Below are 17,339 nucleotides of genomic sequence, written 5' to 3' on the forward strand. Positions count from 1 at the left end.
CCGAACCATCACGAGATACTTATGAGCCAACCATCCGCCGACACTATCGACATCTTGGCCGGCGTTCGCGCCGGCTCCGCGCTGGACGCCATCCGAGCCAAGCGATCCGTCGCGCGAGAGAATGCGCAGCGGAGCTACGAGCTCCTGCTCCATCCCGCCGATCCGAGCGACATGAGCCTCGAGGAGCGCCGTGCCGTGGCCGCCTTCGTCGCGCTTCTCCATCGGGACGACCCTATCGCCCGGCATTACGTCGATCTCCTTGGTGCGCCCGACCTGAGACGCGCGATCGAAGCGGAGGTGCAGGAGGCATCAGCCGAAGGTCCCTATGGCAACTACCCGCCGGGCTCATTGACCGGCGAGGATCACGACGGGCCGGTCTATCACGCGGGCGGGGACGCGCGGGCACGCCTCGGCACTCGTCTCGCTGCCGCGCTGGAGCACGCGCATCTTCTGGTCTTCCACCCGCGCGACGCAAAGGGCGAGGCGCTGGGCCGGCTGGTCGCCGCTGGCTGGAGTGCGGACGGGATCGTCACCCTGTCGCAACTCGTCTCGTTTCTTGCCTTTCAGATCCGCGCTGCGATCGGACTGCGCGCGCTGATCCAAGCCGAAGAAGCCACATGAACGCTCCCGTCGCCGCTTCGGATGCCTCCGTTCTTATCAGCCATCCGGACAATCGCGAACCGAGCCGCTTCACGCAGGACGAATTGAACTGGCTGCCGGCCCTCGCGCCCCTCAAGCTCGATGAGTTGACAGATCGGCACTACGAGGGCCTGAGCGAGAAAAGCCGGGCCCAGTCCCCCTACTTTCGGCTGCTCGCGCGCGATCCCGAGGTGCTGGGCGCGCGCACCCGCACCGACAAGGACATCTTCTACAACGCGGACGGTGGCCTACCGCGTGCCGAACGGGAACTGGCCGCAACCGCCGTCTCGCGCGTCAACGGCTGCATCTTCTGCGCCTCCGTCCACGCCCGCTTCGCGACCCGGCACTCGGGCCGGCGCGAGGACATCGACCGGTTGCTCGAGGAGGGGGTGTCGGTGGACCTCGATCCACGATGGAATGCGGTCATCGCCGCAGCCGAGCACCTGACGCGGACGCCGACCGATTTTGGCGTGAATGCGGTTGTCAGCTTGCGGCAGGTTGGATTGCGAGACGACGAAGTAGCCGACCTTGTCTTCGCGAGCGCCTTCTTCAACTGGGCCAACCGGCTGATGCTTTCGCTCGGCGAGCCTGAGGGTGAGGCACCGAAGGACTGAGGTCGCCGCCCGCGGCGACTACCCATCTGGAACCTCCGCCTCCCTTTCGCTTCGATCGGCCGCTCAATCGAGCGGCCTTTCGAAAATCCAGCGGGTCAAGCTCTAAAACTGCTGAGTTCCGGACGAAGCGATCAGGCCGACAGGGTCTTCTCGTAGCGTGTGGCACCCGCATTGCGAGCGGAACCAACCGAGGCGCTGAAGTTCGGCACGACTCCCTTATGGAGTAGTCGGGATCTGCCGCCTGACACGACCAGAATGTCGAAGCCGCGGCACCCTCCCGCCACCACGTATTCATCGGTGGGATTGGCAACCCTCTCCAACGCTCAGACGTCCGGAGTTGATACCGCCGCTTTCGACCCAAATCGGTCGGCCAACGACCTGCTCAACCTAATCGGAAGCGGACGTAGATGCGTTCGCCTGAAATACGAGGTCCTTTGACTGGAAATGCTGCTGGCATGTCACAGCCGGCTCGCTCGGCTCGTCCTGCCTTCTAACGTCGATCTTCGGCGTTCCGAGCAAAAGGACGGGACATGAGCGAGAACAAACGGTTGGTCTGGAACGAAGTGGCGCCGCAGGGTGCCAAGGCGCTTTATGGCATCCACCACTACATCACGACGGGCACCGATCTGCCGAACGAGCTGATCCACCTCGTCTTCCTGCGGGTGTCGCAGATCAACGGCTGCGCGCACTGCATTGATCTGCACACTCGGGACCTGCTGAAGACGATGCCGCTCGAGAAAGTGGTCCTGGTTCCGGTTTGGGCCGAGGTGCCCCACTTGTTCTCCGACCAGTACCGCGCGGCACTAGCCTGGGCGGAGGAAGTCACGCGGGTCAGCGAGACGCACGCCTCCGACGAGGCCTACGCAGCCGCGAGCGCTACCTTCACGCCCAAGGATCTTGTCGACTTGACGATCACGATCGCTGCGATGAACGCGTTCAACCGTCTCGGCGCGCCGTTCCGCCTCCCGGTCCAGGCGAAAGCCTAATCGATTCCGTCGTAACATCCGGGACGGCGCCAGCGCCGTCCTGCTTCTGCCGATGTCGATCCATCCTTGACCGCAGTTCGGCGCATCACGTCGATGGTTTTTTCTCCAAGGCATGTCACATCAGGCCCAGCCCGCCTCGTCCTTTGTTCGACGGACACGAGAGCGCGGCATGGAGTCGCCCGGTCCGTTCTCGAGCAAGGAGACGGAAACCCATGAAGATCGTGGTGATGGGCGGCAGCGGGCTCATCGGTCGGCACCTGACAGCCGAACTCTCGCGGCAAGGGCACGAAGCCATCGCGGCTTCACCAAGCAGCGGGGTGAACGCGCTGACGGGCGAAGGCCTTGCGGACGTCCTCAACGGAGCCGACGTCGTCGTTGACGTGTCGAACTCGCCTTCTTTTGAGGACGCGGCGGTGCTCGACTTCTTCGAGCGCTCGGGCCGCAACCTCCTCGCCGCCGAGCGCGAGGCGGGGGTGAAGCACCACGTCGCCCTGTCCATCGTCGGCACGGATCGCCTCGAGGGGAACGGCTACTTCCGCGCCAAGGTCGCCCAGGAGCGGCTCATCAGGGACTCTGGTATGCCCTTCACCATCGTGCGCGCGACCCAGTTCTTCGAGTTCGTCGCCACCATCGCCGAAGCCTCCATCGATGGCGGTCGCCTTGTCGTTCCGGATGCCGACTTCCAGCCCATCGCCGCTATCGATGTCGCCGCAGCACTCGCCGATGTCGCGCTCGCTCCGCCGCGCAACGCCATGATCGAGATCGCCGGGCCAGAGCGTCTGCCGTTCCGCGACTTCGTCGCCCGCCATATCGCCGCCGGCGGCGACCACCGGGAAGTGCAGGCCGACAGGGCGGCGCTCTACTTCGGCGCCGCGCTCGAGACGGGTTCGCTTGTTCCCGAGCATGCGAGCGCAGCGCGGCTCGGGCCGATGCGGTTTGAGAGTTGGCTCTCCGCCGCCTGAGCCCGATGCACTTCTCCAGTCCATGAAGAAAGGCCTCATCCATGTTCAGGACAATCCTGCTGGGCACCTTCCTTGCCATCTCTGCCGTCCCCGTCATGGCCGCGGACGTCGCCAGAGGCGGAGCCCGCGTCACGACGATCTTCGACCACCCGCTGCCTTCGGTTCCCGGCAAAAGCCTACGTGGCGTCCTTGTCGAGTACGGCCCGGCCGGCTCCTCGCCGTCCCACACCCACGCCGCATCCGCCTTCATCACGGCAACCGTGATCGAGGGCTCGGTGCGCAGCCGAATCAACGACGGGCCGGAAAAGGTCTTCCATGTCGGCGAGAGCTTCGTCGAGATGCCAGGTGACCATCACGGCGTCAGCGCCAACGCCAGTAACGTCGAGTCCTCCAAGCTCCTCGCCGTCTTCGTCGTGGATACGGACGACACCAAGCTGACGATGCCGGATCGTCCGTAGGGAACCCATGTATTCTGGGCAGCAGGGCTCATCCCTGGCCACCATCGCTGAGGTACCGGAACCATCGTCGAGGACACACACATGCGGCAGGCAGACGACGCCACGGTCATCTTCGAGACGCATCGGGCGCGGCTCCTGCGTATTGCCTATCGCATGCTCGGCTCGCGCAGCGAGGCCGAGGACATCGTGCAGAACGCGTGGCTGCGATGGGTCAGCGCCGACCGCTCTGGTGTCGCCGCCCCTTACGCGTTCCTCGCGCGCGTCGTCACCCGGCTCTGCCTCGACGAGATGAAGTCGGCCCGCGCCCGCCGGGAAACCTATGTCGGCGCTTGGCTGCCCGAGCCCCTGGTGGAAGCGGAGGAGGATGGCGTGGATGAGGACGATCTGACGCTGACGCTGATGATGGCATTGGAGCGCCTGTCGCCGCTCGAGCGGGCGGCCTTCCTGCTCCACGACGTCTTCGGCGTGCCGCTCGGCGAGGTGGCGGACACGCTCAACCGGGAAGCCGCGGCCGTGCGCCAACTCGCCGTGCGGGCGCGGCGGAACGTTCAGGCCGCCCGGCCACGTTTCCCGGTCGCGCGCGAGGAGGGCGAGCGGATCGCGCGTGCCTTCTTCGCGGCCTCGACCAGCGGCGACACCGCGACGCTGCGCATGCTCCTTGCCGAGAACGCCGTCCTGCGCTCGGATGGCGGCGGCAAGGTCCTGGCATTCATCAACCCCATCATGGGACTGGACCGCCTCCTACGGCTGTACGAGACCGTGCAGCGCAAATGGGGAAAAGGCTGGGCGCAAATGCTCGAGCCCGTCTGGATCGACGGGCTTCCCGGCTATGTCAGCCGCGAGCGTGGCGACGTCCTCCAGACGACGGCGCTCGCCATCGAGGACGGCCGGATCAGCGCGATCTACATCACGCGCAATCCCGACAAGCTTCGCCACATCGCGCAGGCTCTCGCGGCGGAGCCGGACCCGACCTCGCGGACACAGTGATCGGGTAGCGCGCGACCAGCGGGTCGCCTCACGCAAACCCAACCTCTCAAAGCGCTCTCTGCTTCCGCTGGACGCGCTCAACCACCCAGGACAGCAGCATGACCCAGCAAACGCCCATCGGCTCCGGCTTCGGTGCTGCCAGCACGGCAATGGAGGTGGTTTCCGGGATCGATCTCTCGGGGAAGCTTGCCGTTGTAACCGGAGGAGCCTCGGGGCTCGGTCTCGAGACGACGCGCGCTCTTGTTCATGCGGGGGCCGAGGTGATCGTGCCGGCGCGCAATCCCGAGCGTGCAAGCACCGCCTTGCGCGGGCTCGCCGGCGCCGCGGTCGAACTCATGGATCTCGCCGATCCGCATTCCGTCGCTGCCTTCGCTGGTCGGGTCATAACCGCCGGCCGGCCCGTGTCGATCCTCGTCAACAGCGCGGGCATCATGGCGACGCCGGAAACGCGAGATGCCGACGGACACGAGGCGCAGTTCACAACCAACCACCTCGGCCACTTCCGGCTCACGCTCGGCCTCTGGCCAGCCCTCGTCGCCGCAAAGGGGGCACGCGTTGTCAGCGTCTCATCGCGCGGCCACCAGATAGCCGGGGTCGACTTCGAAGACATCGACTTCCGGGCTCGCCCTTACGACAAGTGGCTCGCCTACGGGCAGTCGAAGACGGCCAACGCCCTCTTCGCGATGGGGCTCGACCGCCGAGGACAGGGCCATGGCATCAGGGCCTTCTCGCTGCATCCCGGCCAGATCCTCACCGATCTGGCCCGGCACCTCAGTGCCGAGGAGATCGCCTCGTTCGACGCACTGGACGAGGTAGGCCGTCCTGTCGTCGATCCGGCGCGGGGGATGAAGACCGTGGAGCAAGGCGCTGCCACGAGCGTCTGGTGCGCGACGAGCCGGCAGCTCAACGGCATGGGTGGGGTATACTGCGAGGACTGCGACGTCGCGGTCGTCAACGAGCCGAGCGTGGGAAGGAAGGGCGTCAGCCCGTGGGCATGCGACCCAGACGCGGCCGAGAGCCTATGGCAAGTGTCCGCTACGTGGACGGGGTTGGATACCGTTTGAACCCCGAAGCACTCGCGAAGCACGACGTCTAATTTTACGGACAGTTCCCCGCCACAAGTGGCCGCTTTCGTGCCTTTGTCTGCCGGAAGCGGACTATCTCCTTTCCACCCCAGATCGCCGATCAGCGTTGGGGAAGCGGACGCCTGCAAGCGGTCCATCCGGTATCGACCCGTTGGTGACGGGAAGCCATGGGTCTCTATCGACCCACAAGCGGACGTTCTCGCCACCATTTCGCTTACCACTGGAGTGGCGCGTCCTGCCAGTCGCGATAGAGGTTCTCGCCGGAACCCAAGTGCCGTTCCACAACGGCGGCTACACCGTGCACGCTCGGCTGCAACTCCATCTCCGGCTCGACCGTCCCGTCCAGCGTGCCCATCGCCGTTCGCACCCAGCCCGGGTGAATGGACAACACAGTGAGGCCATTCGTTCCTCGCGCCCGGTTCGTCGCCCAGAGGCCACGGGCCAGCATATTGAGCGCCGCCTTGCTGGCTCGGTACAGCTCGAGGCCGCCCTCCAAATTGATCGCCGTGCTGCCGCGGTGCGAGGACATGAAGGCGTAGGTCCCGTCCGATGCCAACCGTTCTAGCAAGCGATGGGCGAGCCGCATCGGACCGAATGTGTTGGTCAGCATGATCTCGGCGAACTCGGCATCCGTTGCCTCGGTCACGCTCTGATGCAGCGGGCCAAAGATCCCGGCATTGAAGTAGATGACGTCGAACCGACGCTCGCCGAGTTCGGCAAGCAGAAGATCGATGCCGTCGCGATCGGTCACGTCGATCGTGGCGGTCGACAGACGGGCAGGATTGCCCGATCCGACGGCCACGAGTTCACGCGTATCGATGCCGGGCCGGGCCGTTCCGGTGACGTGCCAGCCGCGCTCGAAGAACTCGGCGGTAAGGCCAAGACCGAGGCCGCGCTCGGCTCCAATGATCAGGATAGATTTGGACATGATGCAAGTCTCCGGGTCTCAGATGGCGGAATAGCCGCCGTCGGCCATGACCAGCGCGCCGGTCATGAAGCTCGCGGCCGGCGAGGCGAGAAAGGCGATCACTTCGGCGATCTCGTCGGCCTGCGCGACGCGGCCGATCGGGTGGACGCCACCATAGGAGGCAAGCGTCGCGCGGCTATCTGCGACTCCAATGCCTTTCAGGATGTCGGTTTCGACCACACCAGGCGCGACGGCGTTGGCACGAATCCCCATGGCGCCGTACTCGGCGGCGATCACCTTCACGAGTTGAGTGATCGCGCCCTTCGAGGCGGCGTAGGCGGACAGGTCCTTCATGGCGACCGCGGCGACCACCGACACGACAGAGACGATGGCCCCGCCTCGGCCGCTCGCCACCATGGCCCGAACCGCCTCGCGCGACTGAACGAAGGCGCCACGTGCGTTGGTCGCCATCACGGCCTCCCAATCCGCCGCACTCGTGTCGAGAAGCGACTTGTTGAGCGTGCGCCCGGCATTGTTGACGAGGATGTCGAGCCGTCCGAAACGCTCCGCGGCAAGGGCCATCGTGCGCCTCGCGATACCCTCGTCGGCGACGTCGCCGACAAGGGTCGCGACGTCCGTGCCTTCCAGTTCGCGCACGGTGTCCGAGATGTCGCTGGCGACGATCCGCGCGCCGCGAGCGCGCATCAGATCGACGGTGGCGCGTCCGATCCCGCGGGCCGCACCCGTGACGACGGCCACTTGGCCATCTAGATTCAGCTTGTTCGGTGTCATGTCCGTTCTCCTCGGGCGGACATGTACGGGATCGCTGCCACAGGATAATCGGCGGTCTGCTACATTCGGTTGTAAGCTGATCTCACCAATCGAGGATGCGGACATGCTGTCGAGTAGCGACTACGGCGCTCTTCGCGCCTTTGCAGCGGTCGCCGAGGCGTCGAGCTTCAGCCGTGCAGCGCAGACGCTCGGCGTGTCGCCGTCGGCGCTCAGTCAAATGGTCAAAGGACTGGAAGATCGCGTCGGGGCGCGTCTCCTCAACCGCACCACGCGCAGCGTCTCGCTGACGGAAACGGGCCGGATGCTGCTCGACCGGATCCGGCCGGCGATGGGTGATCTTGGCGCCGCCGTGCAAGACGTGCGCTCGACCAAAGGACGGCCCGCAGGAACGGTTCGCGTCCAAGCCTTTCGCGTCGCCGCAGATCTGTTCCTGTCCCCGATGCTGGCGCAGTTCACGCGGGACTACCCGGAGATCATTCTCGACGTCACGCTCGACGATAGCATCTCGGACATCGTGGCCGGGGGCTTCGACGTTGCGATCCGGCTTGGTGAGACGATCGAGCGCGACATGGTCGCGATCCGTATCGGCCCGGACCTTCGCCAGGTCGCGGTCGCCTCGCCCGCTTATCTCGCCGAGCACGGCATGCCATCGACGCCAGACGATCTTCTGCACCACCGCTGCATCCGCTGGCATTGGCCGGGCCGCGGGGCACCCTACGCCTGGGAGTTCCACGAGGAGGGGCGCTGGTTCACGGTCGCGGTCGACGGGCCGCTGATCGCCGACAGCCGCGGGTTCGGCATCGCCGCCGCCGCGGCGGGCGTCGGCATCGCCTTTGCGATCGAGGAGGCGGTCGCACCCTTTGTTCGCGACGGGCAGCTCGTGCCGCTGCTAGAGGCGTGGTCAGCGCCGTTTCCCGGCTTCTTCCTTTGCTATCCCCAGCAGCGTCATATGTCGCCGGCTCTTCGCGCCTTCGTGGATTGCCTGAAGCCAACGTCCTGAAACACGCGTCCGTTTTCGTCGCGCCGTCGTCCGAAGCGGACAGTCCGCATACCACCCGAATAGGTCACCAGAGCGGTGTGTCGCGGTCGTACCCGGCCAACGCGTCGCGGGTCGTGGTCACCGCGATTCCGGTCGTCCCTTCAACGACGCTCGTCCAGATGGTCGTGAAGTCCGTCACCGCGTAGCAGGCATCGTAGTAGAACCCCGCACCCCGGCTGACGCCCACACGCCAAGCCCCGACCTTCGGCGCTCGCGTGTCGATCGGCTGCCCGGCCAGGAGGTCGATGGCGCTCGACGCCGGGAGACCCATCAGCGCCTCGCGGATAGCCGGGTCGTTCGCGTCGATCGGGAACTTGTCGTCGAGGAAGCGCGTGCGGAACGCGTCGAGGTCGGCCATCGGCTCGGGCTCGCCGCCGACACGTTCGTCGACGCCGATCGGGTCGAGAGGGTTGAGCATCTCCGAGACCGCCAGACGACACGCATGTCGGGCCCATCCCTTGCGCGGCTTGATGGGTTCGCCCGCCAGCCGGATGCCGAGCCCGGCGATCTCCCGCGGCGTGTCGATGGACTCGACCCGCTCCGGGGGTGTCGTCAGGAGTCGGGACAAGAGGCCGACGTCGACCGAGCCCATCCGGGTTGCGTACTCGATCAGAATGGCGTTGATGACGCGCGCCTCGCTCAGCGTTTCATCGACCACCCGCACTTGGTCGCCGCCCGTGAAGAAGCCGTGATATCCGAGCAGGGCGCCGGGCTCGAGGTTGCGGGACACCGCGTCGGAGGTGACTCCGCTCGCTTCTCCACCCAGGAAGGCGACGGCGCAGGCGCTGGCGCATGTTTCCCCTTGCCGCACCAGCGTCGGCACCCCTGCTTCGCGGATCGCCATGCCGAGGCGCATGCCCTCCATGAGGTTGCCGCCGGGCGAGTCGAGCGCGACCGTCACAGAGAGGTAGTTCATTTCGTCATGCTGGAGGCGGCCGAGGAAGGACCGCAGACGCTCCGCGTCGCCCTGCCCGATCGGTCCGGCGGCTCGCACCGTATCGCCGTCCAGCGAGAAGGTCATCGCCGACGCAGGCGCCGTTGCCAAAAAAGCGGTGGCGAGGAGGACTCGGATCGAGCGCATGGGTGGCCCTGAAGGAAGGAGCCGAGGCTAGCATCACCGGGAGGCGCCGCAAGGGTGGCGGGGGCACGGTTATGCACATCGGATGGATTCCCGGGGGATAGCGCGGGACCGACGGATTGCGTGCCTGCAAGCGGACCAACCATAGTGTGGGCCATGGAGCCCATCCGTCCGCAACCCGATCTTCGCGACCTGCGTCCGGTCCGTCCCGGAAGGGATGCTTGATGGGAAGGACTTCGTCGACGAACTCTGAACGGCAGGCCGACCTCTTCGCCGCTTTCCCGGCCAATGATGACAGCGCTTTTCCCGCGACCGTCAGGTCAACCGCCAGAGGACGATCCGTGCCGGCCGCGGCCCCGACGCGTCTGTCTGAGGACGATATGGCGAGGCAGCTTGAGGAAACGGGGCGCTACCGCGTACTCCGGCAACTGGTGCCTCGGCCCGTTGTGCCAACGCCGTCCCCGTGGCCGCTGGAGCTGAAGCTCGGCATTGTTCTCGACACGGAGACAACGGGGCTCGACCACACGGCCCACGAGGTCATCGAGATCGGCATGGTCGCCTTTACCTACGACGACGGAGGGATCCATGACGTCGTTGGCGTATTCTCCGGCCTAAGCGAACCGAGGCAGCCAATCACGCCCGACATCACCCGGATCACGGGCATCACGAACGAGATGGTGCGAGGACAGGTCCTGGACCTCGACGCCGTCGAGCGCTTCGTCGAGCCGGCGGATCTCGTGATCGCGCACAACGCGAAGTTCGACCGACCGTTCTGCGAGAAGCTGGCACGCGGGTTCGATGTGAAGCCTTGGGCGTGTTCGGTGTCGGAGGTCGACTGGACGGCGCTTGGGTTCGAGGGAACCAAGCTCGGCTACCTCATCGGACAGGCCGGCCACTTCCACAACGGCCACCGCGCCGTCGACGACTGCTACGCACTGCTGGAAGTGCTCGCGTGCGCCTCGCGGGTCGCCGGCGTTCCCGCCCCCTTCCCGCAGTTGCTCGCGTCCGCTGGACGCACACGGTTGCGGATACATGCGCTCGGCTCGCCCTTCCATACGAAGGACATCCTGAAGGCGCGCGGCTATCGTTGGTCGGACGGCTTGGGCGGCCAAGCGAAGGCTTGGTGGCGAGACGTCGATGAGGACGCCTTCGACGAGGAGGACACGTTTCTTCGCGAAGAGATCTATGGCGGCTTCACGGGAGCGCACGTCCAACGGTTGACGGCTTGCGAGCGGTTCAAGGTTTGAAGCGGTGCGACATCCGAGGCGAGGCGATCACGCTGGATCGAGACCAGCCGTACAACACCCTGATCGTCACAGTTGCCCGGCACCCCCTGTCTGGTGTTGGAAAATTGGGAGACAAACCTGCGTATCGTAGATTCGTCGTAACAGTTTGAATCCGACGTCCCAGGTGGGAAATGAGCGTGCTCGTCAGAAAATTGCGGGCCGCTAGTCGGCCGCATGTGATGCGGTTCGGGCGGCAGTGTTCCGGTCGGCTGCCAGCACGCACGTGACGGTCTCCCTCTCCCACAGCAGCTTGCCGCGAGACCCGAACTCATGGCAGGGCGCGATGCCGCGCGATTGGAGATAGCTAGGGACATCGCGCAACCGCAGGCCGCGAGTCCGCGCGCCATCCATCATGTGAACCTCGGTTGTCAAAGCGAAGCGACGCGAGAAGGTCTCGAGACCCGACAGGGTCAGGGGCGGAGCCAGCAGGCCCGCCGCGACGAGCTCCGAGACGGTGACGGCGGACGCATGCAGCAGAGCCGCTGCCTCCCTTTGGGTCAGCCCGACCTCGCGCGTTCGAGAATGTCGGACATTGATGTCGGCTGGGATGAGCGACGCGGATACGAGCAGTCCAGACAGGATGCCCCCATCGGTGCCTTGCCACGCCTCGATGTCCCCGCACAGGACGGCGCTGGCGATCGAAATAAGAGGCTGGCCGAGTTCACGCCGGAATGCGTCGGCCGCCGCGCCGAGCGTGACCGTGTCGGCTGTCGGGATGCCAGCCATGACGAGCGCCGAAAGGGCTGTCTCGGCGGCCTGGACGCTAGCTCCGGTGTAGAAGGTCCCCTTCCCCAGAAGCAGCACTCCCGGACCGCGCGCCGCCGTCACGTGACCGTGGCGGGACAGGAGCTCGACCTCCCAAGTTGGTACGCCCCAACGGGCACCGAGATCGCTTGCCGATTGGAGGTCGCGCGCCTCCTCGACGATCGTCCGGACGTTTTCCAAAGGTAGCAGGACGGGAGCTTTCGATGCCCCCGGCGCCCGAACCGCGCCTGCCCGAGGGTCGGCAGCCAAATCCGCCCAACGCCGACGGTTGAAACCGAAGCGTTTGTGGGCTTCCTGCATCGTCACGAGGTCGGAACGGTGACGGTTCTCCGACCTCCGGACCAACCCCGGCTCGAAGGCGGACGCCGCCATGTTGGCGCGTACCGCCGTTTGCACCAAGTAACGGATTTCCTTTGACAGGTTGGGATCCACGGACAGGTCGGTGATCGGTCCGAGTTCTTTTGCCACGCCGAAATAGAGGGGACGATCGACGCGCGCGGCGCGCAGGCGTTCGCCGAGGTCGTGAAAGGAGGACGGCCACCCTAGCGCTACCCGGCCCGCTTCGGCCAGGACGTCGGGGCCAACCGAGGAGAACTCCGCGTGCGACTTCGCTCGCCAGGACGATGACCTTCCAGCGTTGGCGGCGACGATAGTGCAAGCGACCGCGTAGACGAACTCGAACGTATCCCCCGGCTCGACGGACCCGAACGGGGAGCCGGCAGGCAGGAAGCGACGCGCATCCTGCAAGGGGTCGAGCAACGCGGCCGCGAAGTCGAGCGCTTCCTCGTCGCCAACCTCCACCAAAGGTTGGGTAAGATCCCTCAAATCTACCGCGCCAATCGGCATCCCGTATCGATCCGACGTCAGGCAACAGTCGCAGTACTCGATCCCTAGCGTGGTGCGGAAGGTCAAGCGATGCCCGCAGCCGGGGCACTCCTCGAGCAGTCGCTCACGCGTGGACGGATCGAAACCGAGCAGCTTGACCGACCAAACGGCCCGGCCGTGGTGGGACGCCCGCAGAGCCCGTGGCGACACGCGGCGGTAGCGCACCTCCCGGTGGACCCTGCGGAGAGGCGTGCCGAAGAAGTCGTGCCAACCCGTCCTGGCGGGTACGGAACGATAGGCAAGGCGTTCGATCTCTTCCGCGCCGCCGACGATGCCGAGCGCCCTTGCCAGCATGCTCTCCCGCCCAATGACGCTCGTCCCTGCGCTTGCTGGCACCCCCCAACCCGGATCGGCGATGCGCATGACGTCGACGACATTCCGGTAGCCGTTCACGGCGGCGGCCCGTTGCAGCAGTTCCGGTATGCCCTCCCCTGGGATGGGCTGCACCGGAATGACCAGGGCCGGAACGCTGGTCGCCGACGGTAGGGATTCTGGATGGGCGTTCACTTGAGGATGGCCCGCCGGACACCGTCCCGGAACGGATTGTAGTCGATGTGACCCTTTGGTATCGCCCACTCATCGGTGGCTTGCGAGAGGTCGTCGCGGTTGACCGTTGTCCCTTTGCGCTCAAGGGACCTCTCGGCACCTGCCTCAACCAACCTCGACGCCATTCCGAGCCTCCCGCCGGCGACTTCGAACACGCAAGCGGGGATGTCGCCGCTTAGAAAGTTCGAACACTCCGGAAACAGCCCGTGTTCGCGCAGCATCAATCCCACCTTGCCGAGGTAGTCTTTGAAAATTTTGTATTCCGAGGCGATTTCCAGCCGAAGGCGTCCGTAGTTGATCTCGTTGACACACCGCGCGGCGAGCTGCTCGTCGTTGAAGAGGTGATGACGGGCTTCGGTCTTTCCGACGAACAGTATGGGAACCAAGCCACGGATCATCATCAGTTTGAGCGTGTTGGTCGCGCTGGTCTCGAACTGGTTGCTGCTGCTTGCCCTCGTCCCTTGACGAAGAGCGGTGAGCGAGAGGTGCTGGATCTCGTCGACGACCAAAAGCTCTGTTCTGCATCCCTTCAACAGGACATACGCCTGCCGCATCAGCAACGGCGTACTGCTGCCTGCGGAGTACTTCGCGCCCAACACGTCCAGTATGTCGCAGGCAAGGGATTTGGGCGTGGCTTTGTCGGTCAGCGTCACGTGGAGCACGCGCTTCTGCAACGTGGCCGCTTTGACGCGATTGAGCCCATCTCCCTTGAGTTCACCGGCGGCGATGACATCGTCGAGGACCTTGGTCTCGATGTAGTGCTTGACCGCGGTGGACTTGCCAGATTGCGTATCGGCAAACAGGGACGCACACCCCTGCTCGGAATGAGGGGTTCGGCGCCTGCACTCGCGCAGGTCGGACATCACCCCTGCGACGTCGTGCAACCGGGGATGCTGGATCCGCATTGTCCTGAACGCAGCCCATATGTCGGCCCTGCTTGTCATGAAGCTCTTTCCCTTGCCAACTCGAGCTCGAGACGGTCCAGTTCGGCTACTGAGTCCGGACTTTCTTCAGTGACGTGGACGGGCGCGTTGAGAGGCTTGGAAGACGGCGCCGCGCCCATGCTTGCGCGCCCTCCGGCATGGGTTGTCGGTTTCGTCCCGTTTGCCTGCTTCGCCGCGTCCTTGTTCCGGTTTCGGGTCGCCACAGCCTTCGCCGTGGCCTTCTTGCCCCCTCGCCTTGCGTCCTTCGGTGGGATCCGGTCGTCCTCGCGCTCGAAGGCCGGCAATGCGTTCGGTACGGAGCCGTCGCTGAAGCCAGAGGGGCTGGGCTCCTCGGTCGCCATCACTACGACGTCACCCTCGCCAAGGCGCGCGGTCTCCCGGTGCAGGGAAGCGACCTCGGCACGCCTGCCGCGGGACCGCGGGCCGACGGCCCGCAACCGCGGCCCCAGTGTGGCGATGTAGGCGGCGCGTGCGGCGACCGTCTCATCGCGCGAGTGAAAGGCAAGGTTCTGCCGTTTGACGTATTGTTTGAGCTCACCCGCCGACTTGAAGCTGAGACCGCGGTAGGAGGGGTCCCAGTTGGGGAACCGCTCGAACATCCGACGATTGGGGTCCCATACCTCGATCGCCGAGCAGTCCTCGTCCGCCGAGACGATGGCGACCTTGACGGTTCCAGTACTGAGAGGACCCTTCCGCTGTGCACGCTTGGCCGCAAGGCGCAGGAGACTGTCGAGCGTCCGGCTGGTCACCGCCGGATCATGGAAGCGATGGCCCTCGTAGTAGATACCCTCCGCAGTCAGGGTGGCCCGCCGTGTTTTGCCGAACATGCGGTCGAGCGACTTCGGATCGTCGATGGTCGGACGCTTGCGGTTTGGGCCCTTCGCCCACTTACGGGCCGGCGCCATGTCGATGCCGCTATGTGGCTCGACGTGATAGATGGTGACGATGGCACCCCACATGTCGTCCGCCATGGCTTCTATGTTGCGGTCGGCGGCTGGACGCGGGTTGAGGCCGAGCTTCGACATGGTCCGGCCGTCGTGCGGGATGCCGCCTGGCAACCGATGCCAGACGTGCTGGTTCAACGTCGAGATCACGCGTTCGACGTAGGGTTTGTAGGTCGGGGTCTTCACCGGTGCCCAATGGACGTCGATGCCTGCGGCCTCGCAGATGGCCTTGAATGAGATGCCGACGTTCTGCCAGGCCCGGTCGACGATGATCTCGGCCGGCTTGCCCCATCCGTCCGTCGCGCCCTTGTGGGGTCCCCAGCGACTCTCCAGAAACGTCTTCCGCCGGACGACCTGCCGCAGGCACTCCATGACCGATACCAGAGAGGGGCCGTCGTAGGTCAGAACCGCGCCCAGTATCATGCGCGAGTACAGGTCGATGGCGAGCGTCAGGGTCGGGCGTGCCGTGTTGACGACGTTGCCTTCGGCGTCCGTGAAAAGCGCCCAGGCATCCACCTCCGTGTCGTCGATCAGGACGTATTGTAGGATGCGCTCCGCGACCATACCCCGCTGACGACCGCGGAACCGGGCGTCGGCGCCAGACTTCCCGTGCTTGGATTTGTAGTTCTCGTAGTTCTCGCTGTCGTCGATCCATTTGTAGAGGATCGAGCGTTCGGGTCTCTTCGGTACCGCCTCTAATTCACGCTCGCACTTTTCTTGGAGCTCTTTTGCTCCCGTCATGAACTTGTTGACCGCGTCGCTCTTCCTGATGCCCCTTGCGGACCAGTAATGCTTGATCATGGCGTCGCGCAGCTCAAGCATGCGCCTGTCCCAGCGCTCGGTCTTGCCCTTCGTTCCGCGTGTCAGGAAAGGACCGAGCGGCCGGCTTCCGGGAGTGCCATACTTCTCGAGTGCCCGCTTGAGGGCGCTCGGCGACGGACACCAGTCGAAGCCCGCCTCGGTTGCCGCCGCGCGATGTTCGGCGATGAAGTTGCGCAGTTCGACCTGGCCGTGGGTCAGGCCCGGGGTTTCGTCATGGCGCATGCACAGGAAACGAAGCGTCCGCGCATCGGACAGCCTCCGCCGCATCGCCTGCCTATGGGCTTTCTCGACCGGCTTTATCCCAGGCTCCTCTGGGTCCGCGAAGAACGCCGGATCGAGGTCCTGGTCGACGCCATCACCATCGAGAAGCTGCGTGACGCGCACAAGCAGCCCCTCGGAGCGATCCCGTTCGTACTCGTCCGCGGACATGGTCCGCTTGCCGCTGCCGTCCGCCTTCCGAAACTCAAGCTTCCCGTCAAACTGGAAGCGCTTGAACTCGAGGGCTACCTGCCGGTCCGCCGTCCCGTAGAGGAAGATTTGCCCCACATCGACGTCGGGTTGACCCGTCATCGGCCCCGACCCAGGATGGCCTTCCCGTCGTTGATCAGACGGACGGGGCTTTCCCCAGACCACCCGCTGCCCAATCCGATCGAAAGGACCCGGCGAACGTTCAGCGCCGCGACCTTGCATTGGGCTGCGGCGCCATCGCCGAGAGCCTTCGCGACGACGTCCACGGTTGCCGCCTCGCCGGCACGTTCGACTGCTTCACGAGCCGCGGCCACGTCCGCCATTCGGATCGAGGTGAAGCGGTCCATGAGGACATCGCGGATCGGCGCCATGTCGACGCAGTCGAGGTCCTTGGACTTGAGAATTGTGACGAACGTCATTCCGGCCCGCTCGTAGACTTCGGAGGCAAGTTCCAGTTTCGCGACGTAGTCCGGATCCGCTCGCCTCGGGTCCCGATCATCCTTGACCTCGATGATCAGCGTTCGCGTTGCAGCGGGACCCGTTGGGGGAATCCAGTCCACAGCCGCAGCGGCGAACGGCGTCCCCGACGCGACGCTGTGTTCGAACGCCCTGTCGACGACCAGCATCAGGTCCGGGAAGTAGACGAGAGGCCGCGATGCGCCTCTGACCGTCATTTCCAATCGATGGGGCTGCGACAGCAGGCTGTGGACGGCACCGCAAAATTCCGCGAGCTGCATGACGGGTTTCTCGCAGTCTCGCGACTCCCAAGGCATCGCCCTCGCTTTCGCCTTTAACGAGACAAACGTGCCAGTTGGCTTACTTCCGCCGGTGGTTTGGATGGTTCGGAGCGGGCCACCCGTTCTTGACGACACAATCCGGGCGAACACCCTGCGCGGGTCGACCAGGTCGTTTTCGGCCACCCGGGATCTAGGCTCGGTCACGTGACGCTTTCAGCAACAGGCCGTCCGGAGGCACAGTACAGTTGCCGCGCACGGCAAGAACTGAAGGACTCGTGAGGTAACGGTCGGACACCATAGACCTTGCCTGATTCGAACGCTAAGCTTCGAAAGGACGCCAATTCGGTGCGGCATCTCCTCAGAGGTGCCTTTCGGTAATGTTATAACTTCAATCC

The 17,339-nt window shown here is 65.2% G+C and carries 16 protein-coding genes; 9 read left to right on the forward strand and 7 right to left on the reverse strand.

Annotated elements, in window-relative coordinates; translation table 11 throughout:
- The first annotated feature begins 21 nt into the window (after positions 1-21).
- The 7 genes from AUL35_RS06015 (at position 22) to AUL35_RS06045 (ending at position 5,710) form a co-directional block, all read left to right on the forward strand.
- Positions 22-621, forward strand: a complete 600-nt coding sequence (locus tag AUL35_RS06015) for a CMD domain protein (RefSeq protein ID WP_062013049.1) — start codon at positions 22-24, stop codon at positions 619-621.
- The gene (locus tag AUL35_RS06020; protein WP_062013051.1) at positions 618-1,253 is read left to right on the forward strand and encodes an alkylhydroperoxidase domain protein; all 636 of its coding nucleotides are present in this window, start codon (positions 618-620) and stop codon (positions 1,251-1,253) included. Before AUL35_RS06015 ends, AUL35_RS06020 begins: the two co-directional genes overlap by 4 nt.
- A 530-nt stretch (positions 1,254-1,783) precedes the next feature.
- Complete coding sequence (locus AUL35_RS06025) at positions 1,784-2,239, forward strand: carboxymuconolactone decarboxylase family protein (protein ID WP_062013053.1); 456 nt, start codon at positions 1,784-1,786, stop codon at positions 2,237-2,239.
- 212 nt (positions 2,240-2,451) lie between these two features.
- Entirely contained in the window at positions 2,452-3,201 is a 750-nt protein-coding gene (locus AUL35_RS06030; protein ID WP_062013055.1) for an SDR family oxidoreductase, read from the forward strand.
- Positions 3,202-3,242: 41 nt separating this feature from the next.
- On the forward strand, positions 3,243-3,659 hold the full coding sequence (locus AUL35_RS06035; protein ID WP_062013057.1) for a cupin domain-containing protein: 417 nt from the start codon (positions 3,243-3,245) through the stop codon (positions 3,657-3,659).
- 81 nt (positions 3,660-3,740) lie between these two features.
- Positions 3,741-4,646 (forward strand): sigma-70 family RNA polymerase sigma factor, encoded by a 906-nt coding sequence (locus tag AUL35_RS06040; RefSeq protein WP_062013059.1) that lies wholly within the window; start codon positions 3,741-3,743, stop codon positions 4,644-4,646.
- Between the two features lie 98 nt (positions 4,647-4,744).
- Entirely contained in the window at positions 4,745-5,710 is a 966-nt protein-coding gene (locus AUL35_RS06045; RefSeq protein ID WP_062013061.1) for an oxidoreductase, read from the forward strand.
- Between the two features lie 235 nt (positions 5,711-5,945).
- On the opposite strand, the gene AUL35_RS06050 is transcribed toward AUL35_RS06045, so the two are convergent.
- Together AUL35_RS06050 and AUL35_RS06055 are read right to left on the reverse strand one after the other, a co-directional pair.
- Positions 5,946-6,659 carry an SDR family NAD(P)-dependent oxidoreductase gene (locus AUL35_RS06050; RefSeq protein ID WP_062013063.1) on the reverse strand — a complete coding sequence of 238 codons (714 nt, stop codon included), beginning with the start codon at positions 6,657-6,659 and terminating at the stop codon, positions 5,946-5,948.
- A gap of 18 nt (positions 6,660-6,677) precedes the next feature.
- Positions 6,678-7,430 (reverse strand): SDR family NAD(P)-dependent oxidoreductase, encoded by a 753-nt coding sequence (locus AUL35_RS06055; protein ID WP_062013065.1) that lies wholly within the window; start codon positions 7,428-7,430, stop codon positions 6,678-6,680.
- Between the two features lie 103 nt (positions 7,431-7,533).
- Between AUL35_RS06055 and AUL35_RS06060 the strand changes: the two genes are divergently transcribed.
- The gene (locus AUL35_RS06060) at positions 7,534-8,430 is read left to right on the forward strand and encodes a LysR family transcriptional regulator (protein WP_062013067.1); all 897 of its coding nucleotides are present in this window, start codon (positions 7,534-7,536) and stop codon (positions 8,428-8,430) included.
- Positions 8,431-8,494: 64 nt separating this feature from the next.
- On the opposite strand, the gene AUL35_RS06065 is transcribed toward AUL35_RS06060, so the two are convergent.
- On the reverse strand, positions 8,495-9,550 hold the full coding sequence (locus AUL35_RS06065; protein WP_062013069.1) for a hypothetical protein: 1,056 nt from the start codon (positions 9,548-9,550) through the stop codon (positions 8,495-8,497).
- 221 nt (positions 9,551-9,771) lie between these two features.
- On the opposite strand from AUL35_RS06065, the gene AUL35_RS06070 reads away from it, so the two are divergent.
- Positions 9,772-10,794 carry a 3'-5' exonuclease gene (locus AUL35_RS06070; RefSeq protein WP_062013071.1) on the forward strand — a complete coding sequence of 341 codons (1,023 nt, stop codon included), beginning with the start codon at positions 9,772-9,774 and terminating at the stop codon, positions 10,792-10,794.
- A gap of 201 nt (positions 10,795-10,995) precedes the next feature.
- Here the strand turns inward: AUL35_RS06070 and AUL35_RS06075 are convergent, their stop codons facing one another.
- From AUL35_RS06075 to AUL35_RS22520, 4 genes are read right to left on the reverse strand one after another with little or no spacing between them, the layout of a single operon-like run.
- On the reverse strand, positions 10,996-12,990 hold the full coding sequence (locus AUL35_RS06075; RefSeq protein ID WP_156417862.1) for a hypothetical protein: 1,995 nt from the start codon (positions 12,988-12,990) through the stop codon (positions 10,996-10,998).
- A complete protein-coding gene (locus AUL35_RS06080) occupies positions 12,987-13,973 on the reverse strand; it encodes an ATP-binding protein (RefSeq protein WP_062013074.1) in 987 nt (328 codons plus the stop codon). The genes AUL35_RS06075 and AUL35_RS06080 overlap by 4 nt, the downstream gene beginning before the upstream one ends.
- Positions 13,970-16,309 (reverse strand): DDE-type integrase/transposase/recombinase, encoded by a 2,340-nt coding sequence (locus AUL35_RS06085; protein ID WP_062013076.1) that lies wholly within the window; start codon positions 16,307-16,309, stop codon positions 13,970-13,972. Before AUL35_RS06085 ends, AUL35_RS06080 begins: the two co-directional genes overlap by 4 nt.
- Positions 16,306-16,944 (reverse strand): hypothetical protein, encoded by a 639-nt coding sequence (locus tag AUL35_RS22520; RefSeq protein ID WP_192847052.1) that lies wholly within the window; start codon positions 16,942-16,944, stop codon positions 16,306-16,308. The genes AUL35_RS06085 and AUL35_RS22520 overlap by 4 nt, the downstream gene beginning before the upstream one ends.
- Positions 16,945-17,339 lie beyond the last annotated feature (395 nt).

Source organism: Aureimonas sp. AU4 (assembly GCF_001463765.1).
Classification (GTDB): Bacteria; Pseudomonadota; Alphaproteobacteria; order Rhizobiales; family Rhizobiaceae; genus Aureimonas.

Excerpts from the sequence above, each read along its gene's own strand:
- AUL35_RS06035 (WP_062013057.1), top strand. The coding sequence starts at position 3,243 with ATGTTCAGGACAATCCTGCTGGGCACCTTCCTTGCCATCTCTGCCGTC.
- AUL35_RS06055 (WP_062013065.1), bottom strand. The coding sequence starts at position 7,430 with ATGACACCGAACAAGCTGAATCTAGATGGCCAAGTGGCCGTCGTCACG.
- AUL35_RS06080 (WP_062013074.1), bottom strand. The coding sequence starts at position 13,973 with ATGACAAGCAGGGCCGACATATGGGCTGCGTTCAGGACAATGCGGATC.
- AUL35_RS06045 (WP_062013061.1), top strand. The coding sequence starts at position 4,745 with ATGACCCAGCAAACGCCCATCGGCTCCGGCTTCGGTGCTGCCAGCACG.
- AUL35_RS06065 (WP_062013069.1), bottom strand. The coding sequence starts at position 9,550 with ATGCGCTCGATCCGAGTCCTCCTCGCCACCGCTTTTTTGGCAACGGCG.
- AUL35_RS06085 (WP_062013076.1), bottom strand. The coding sequence starts at position 16,309 with ATGACGGGTCAACCCGACGTCGATGTGGGGCAAATCTTCCTCTACGGG.
- AUL35_RS22520 (WP_192847052.1), bottom strand. The coding sequence starts at position 16,944 with ATGCAGCTCGCGGAATTTTGCGGTGCCGTCCACAGCCTGCTGTCGCAG.
- AUL35_RS06050 (WP_062013063.1), bottom strand. The coding sequence starts at position 6,659 with ATGTCCAAATCTATCCTGATCATTGGAGCCGAGCGCGGCCTCGGTCTT.
- AUL35_RS06040 (WP_062013059.1), top strand. The coding sequence starts at position 3,741 with ATGCGGCAGGCAGACGACGCCACGGTCATCTTCGAGACGCATCGGGCG.
- AUL35_RS06025 (WP_062013053.1), top strand. The coding sequence starts at position 1,784 with ATGAGCGAGAACAAACGGTTGGTCTGGAACGAAGTGGCGCCGCAGGGT.
- AUL35_RS06070 (WP_062013071.1), top strand. The coding sequence starts at position 9,772 with ATGGGAAGGACTTCGTCGACGAACTCTGAACGGCAGGCCGACCTCTTC.
- AUL35_RS06060 (WP_062013067.1), top strand. The coding sequence starts at position 7,534 with ATGCTGTCGAGTAGCGACTACGGCGCTCTTCGCGCCTTTGCAGCGGTC.
- AUL35_RS06030 (WP_062013055.1), top strand. The coding sequence starts at position 2,452 with ATGAAGATCGTGGTGATGGGCGGCAGCGGGCTCATCGGTCGGCACCTG.
- AUL35_RS06015 (WP_062013049.1), top strand. The coding sequence starts at position 22 with ATGAGCCAACCATCCGCCGACACTATCGACATCTTGGCCGGCGTTCGC.
- AUL35_RS06020 (WP_062013051.1), top strand. The coding sequence starts at position 618 with ATGAACGCTCCCGTCGCCGCTTCGGATGCCTCCGTTCTTATCAGCCAT.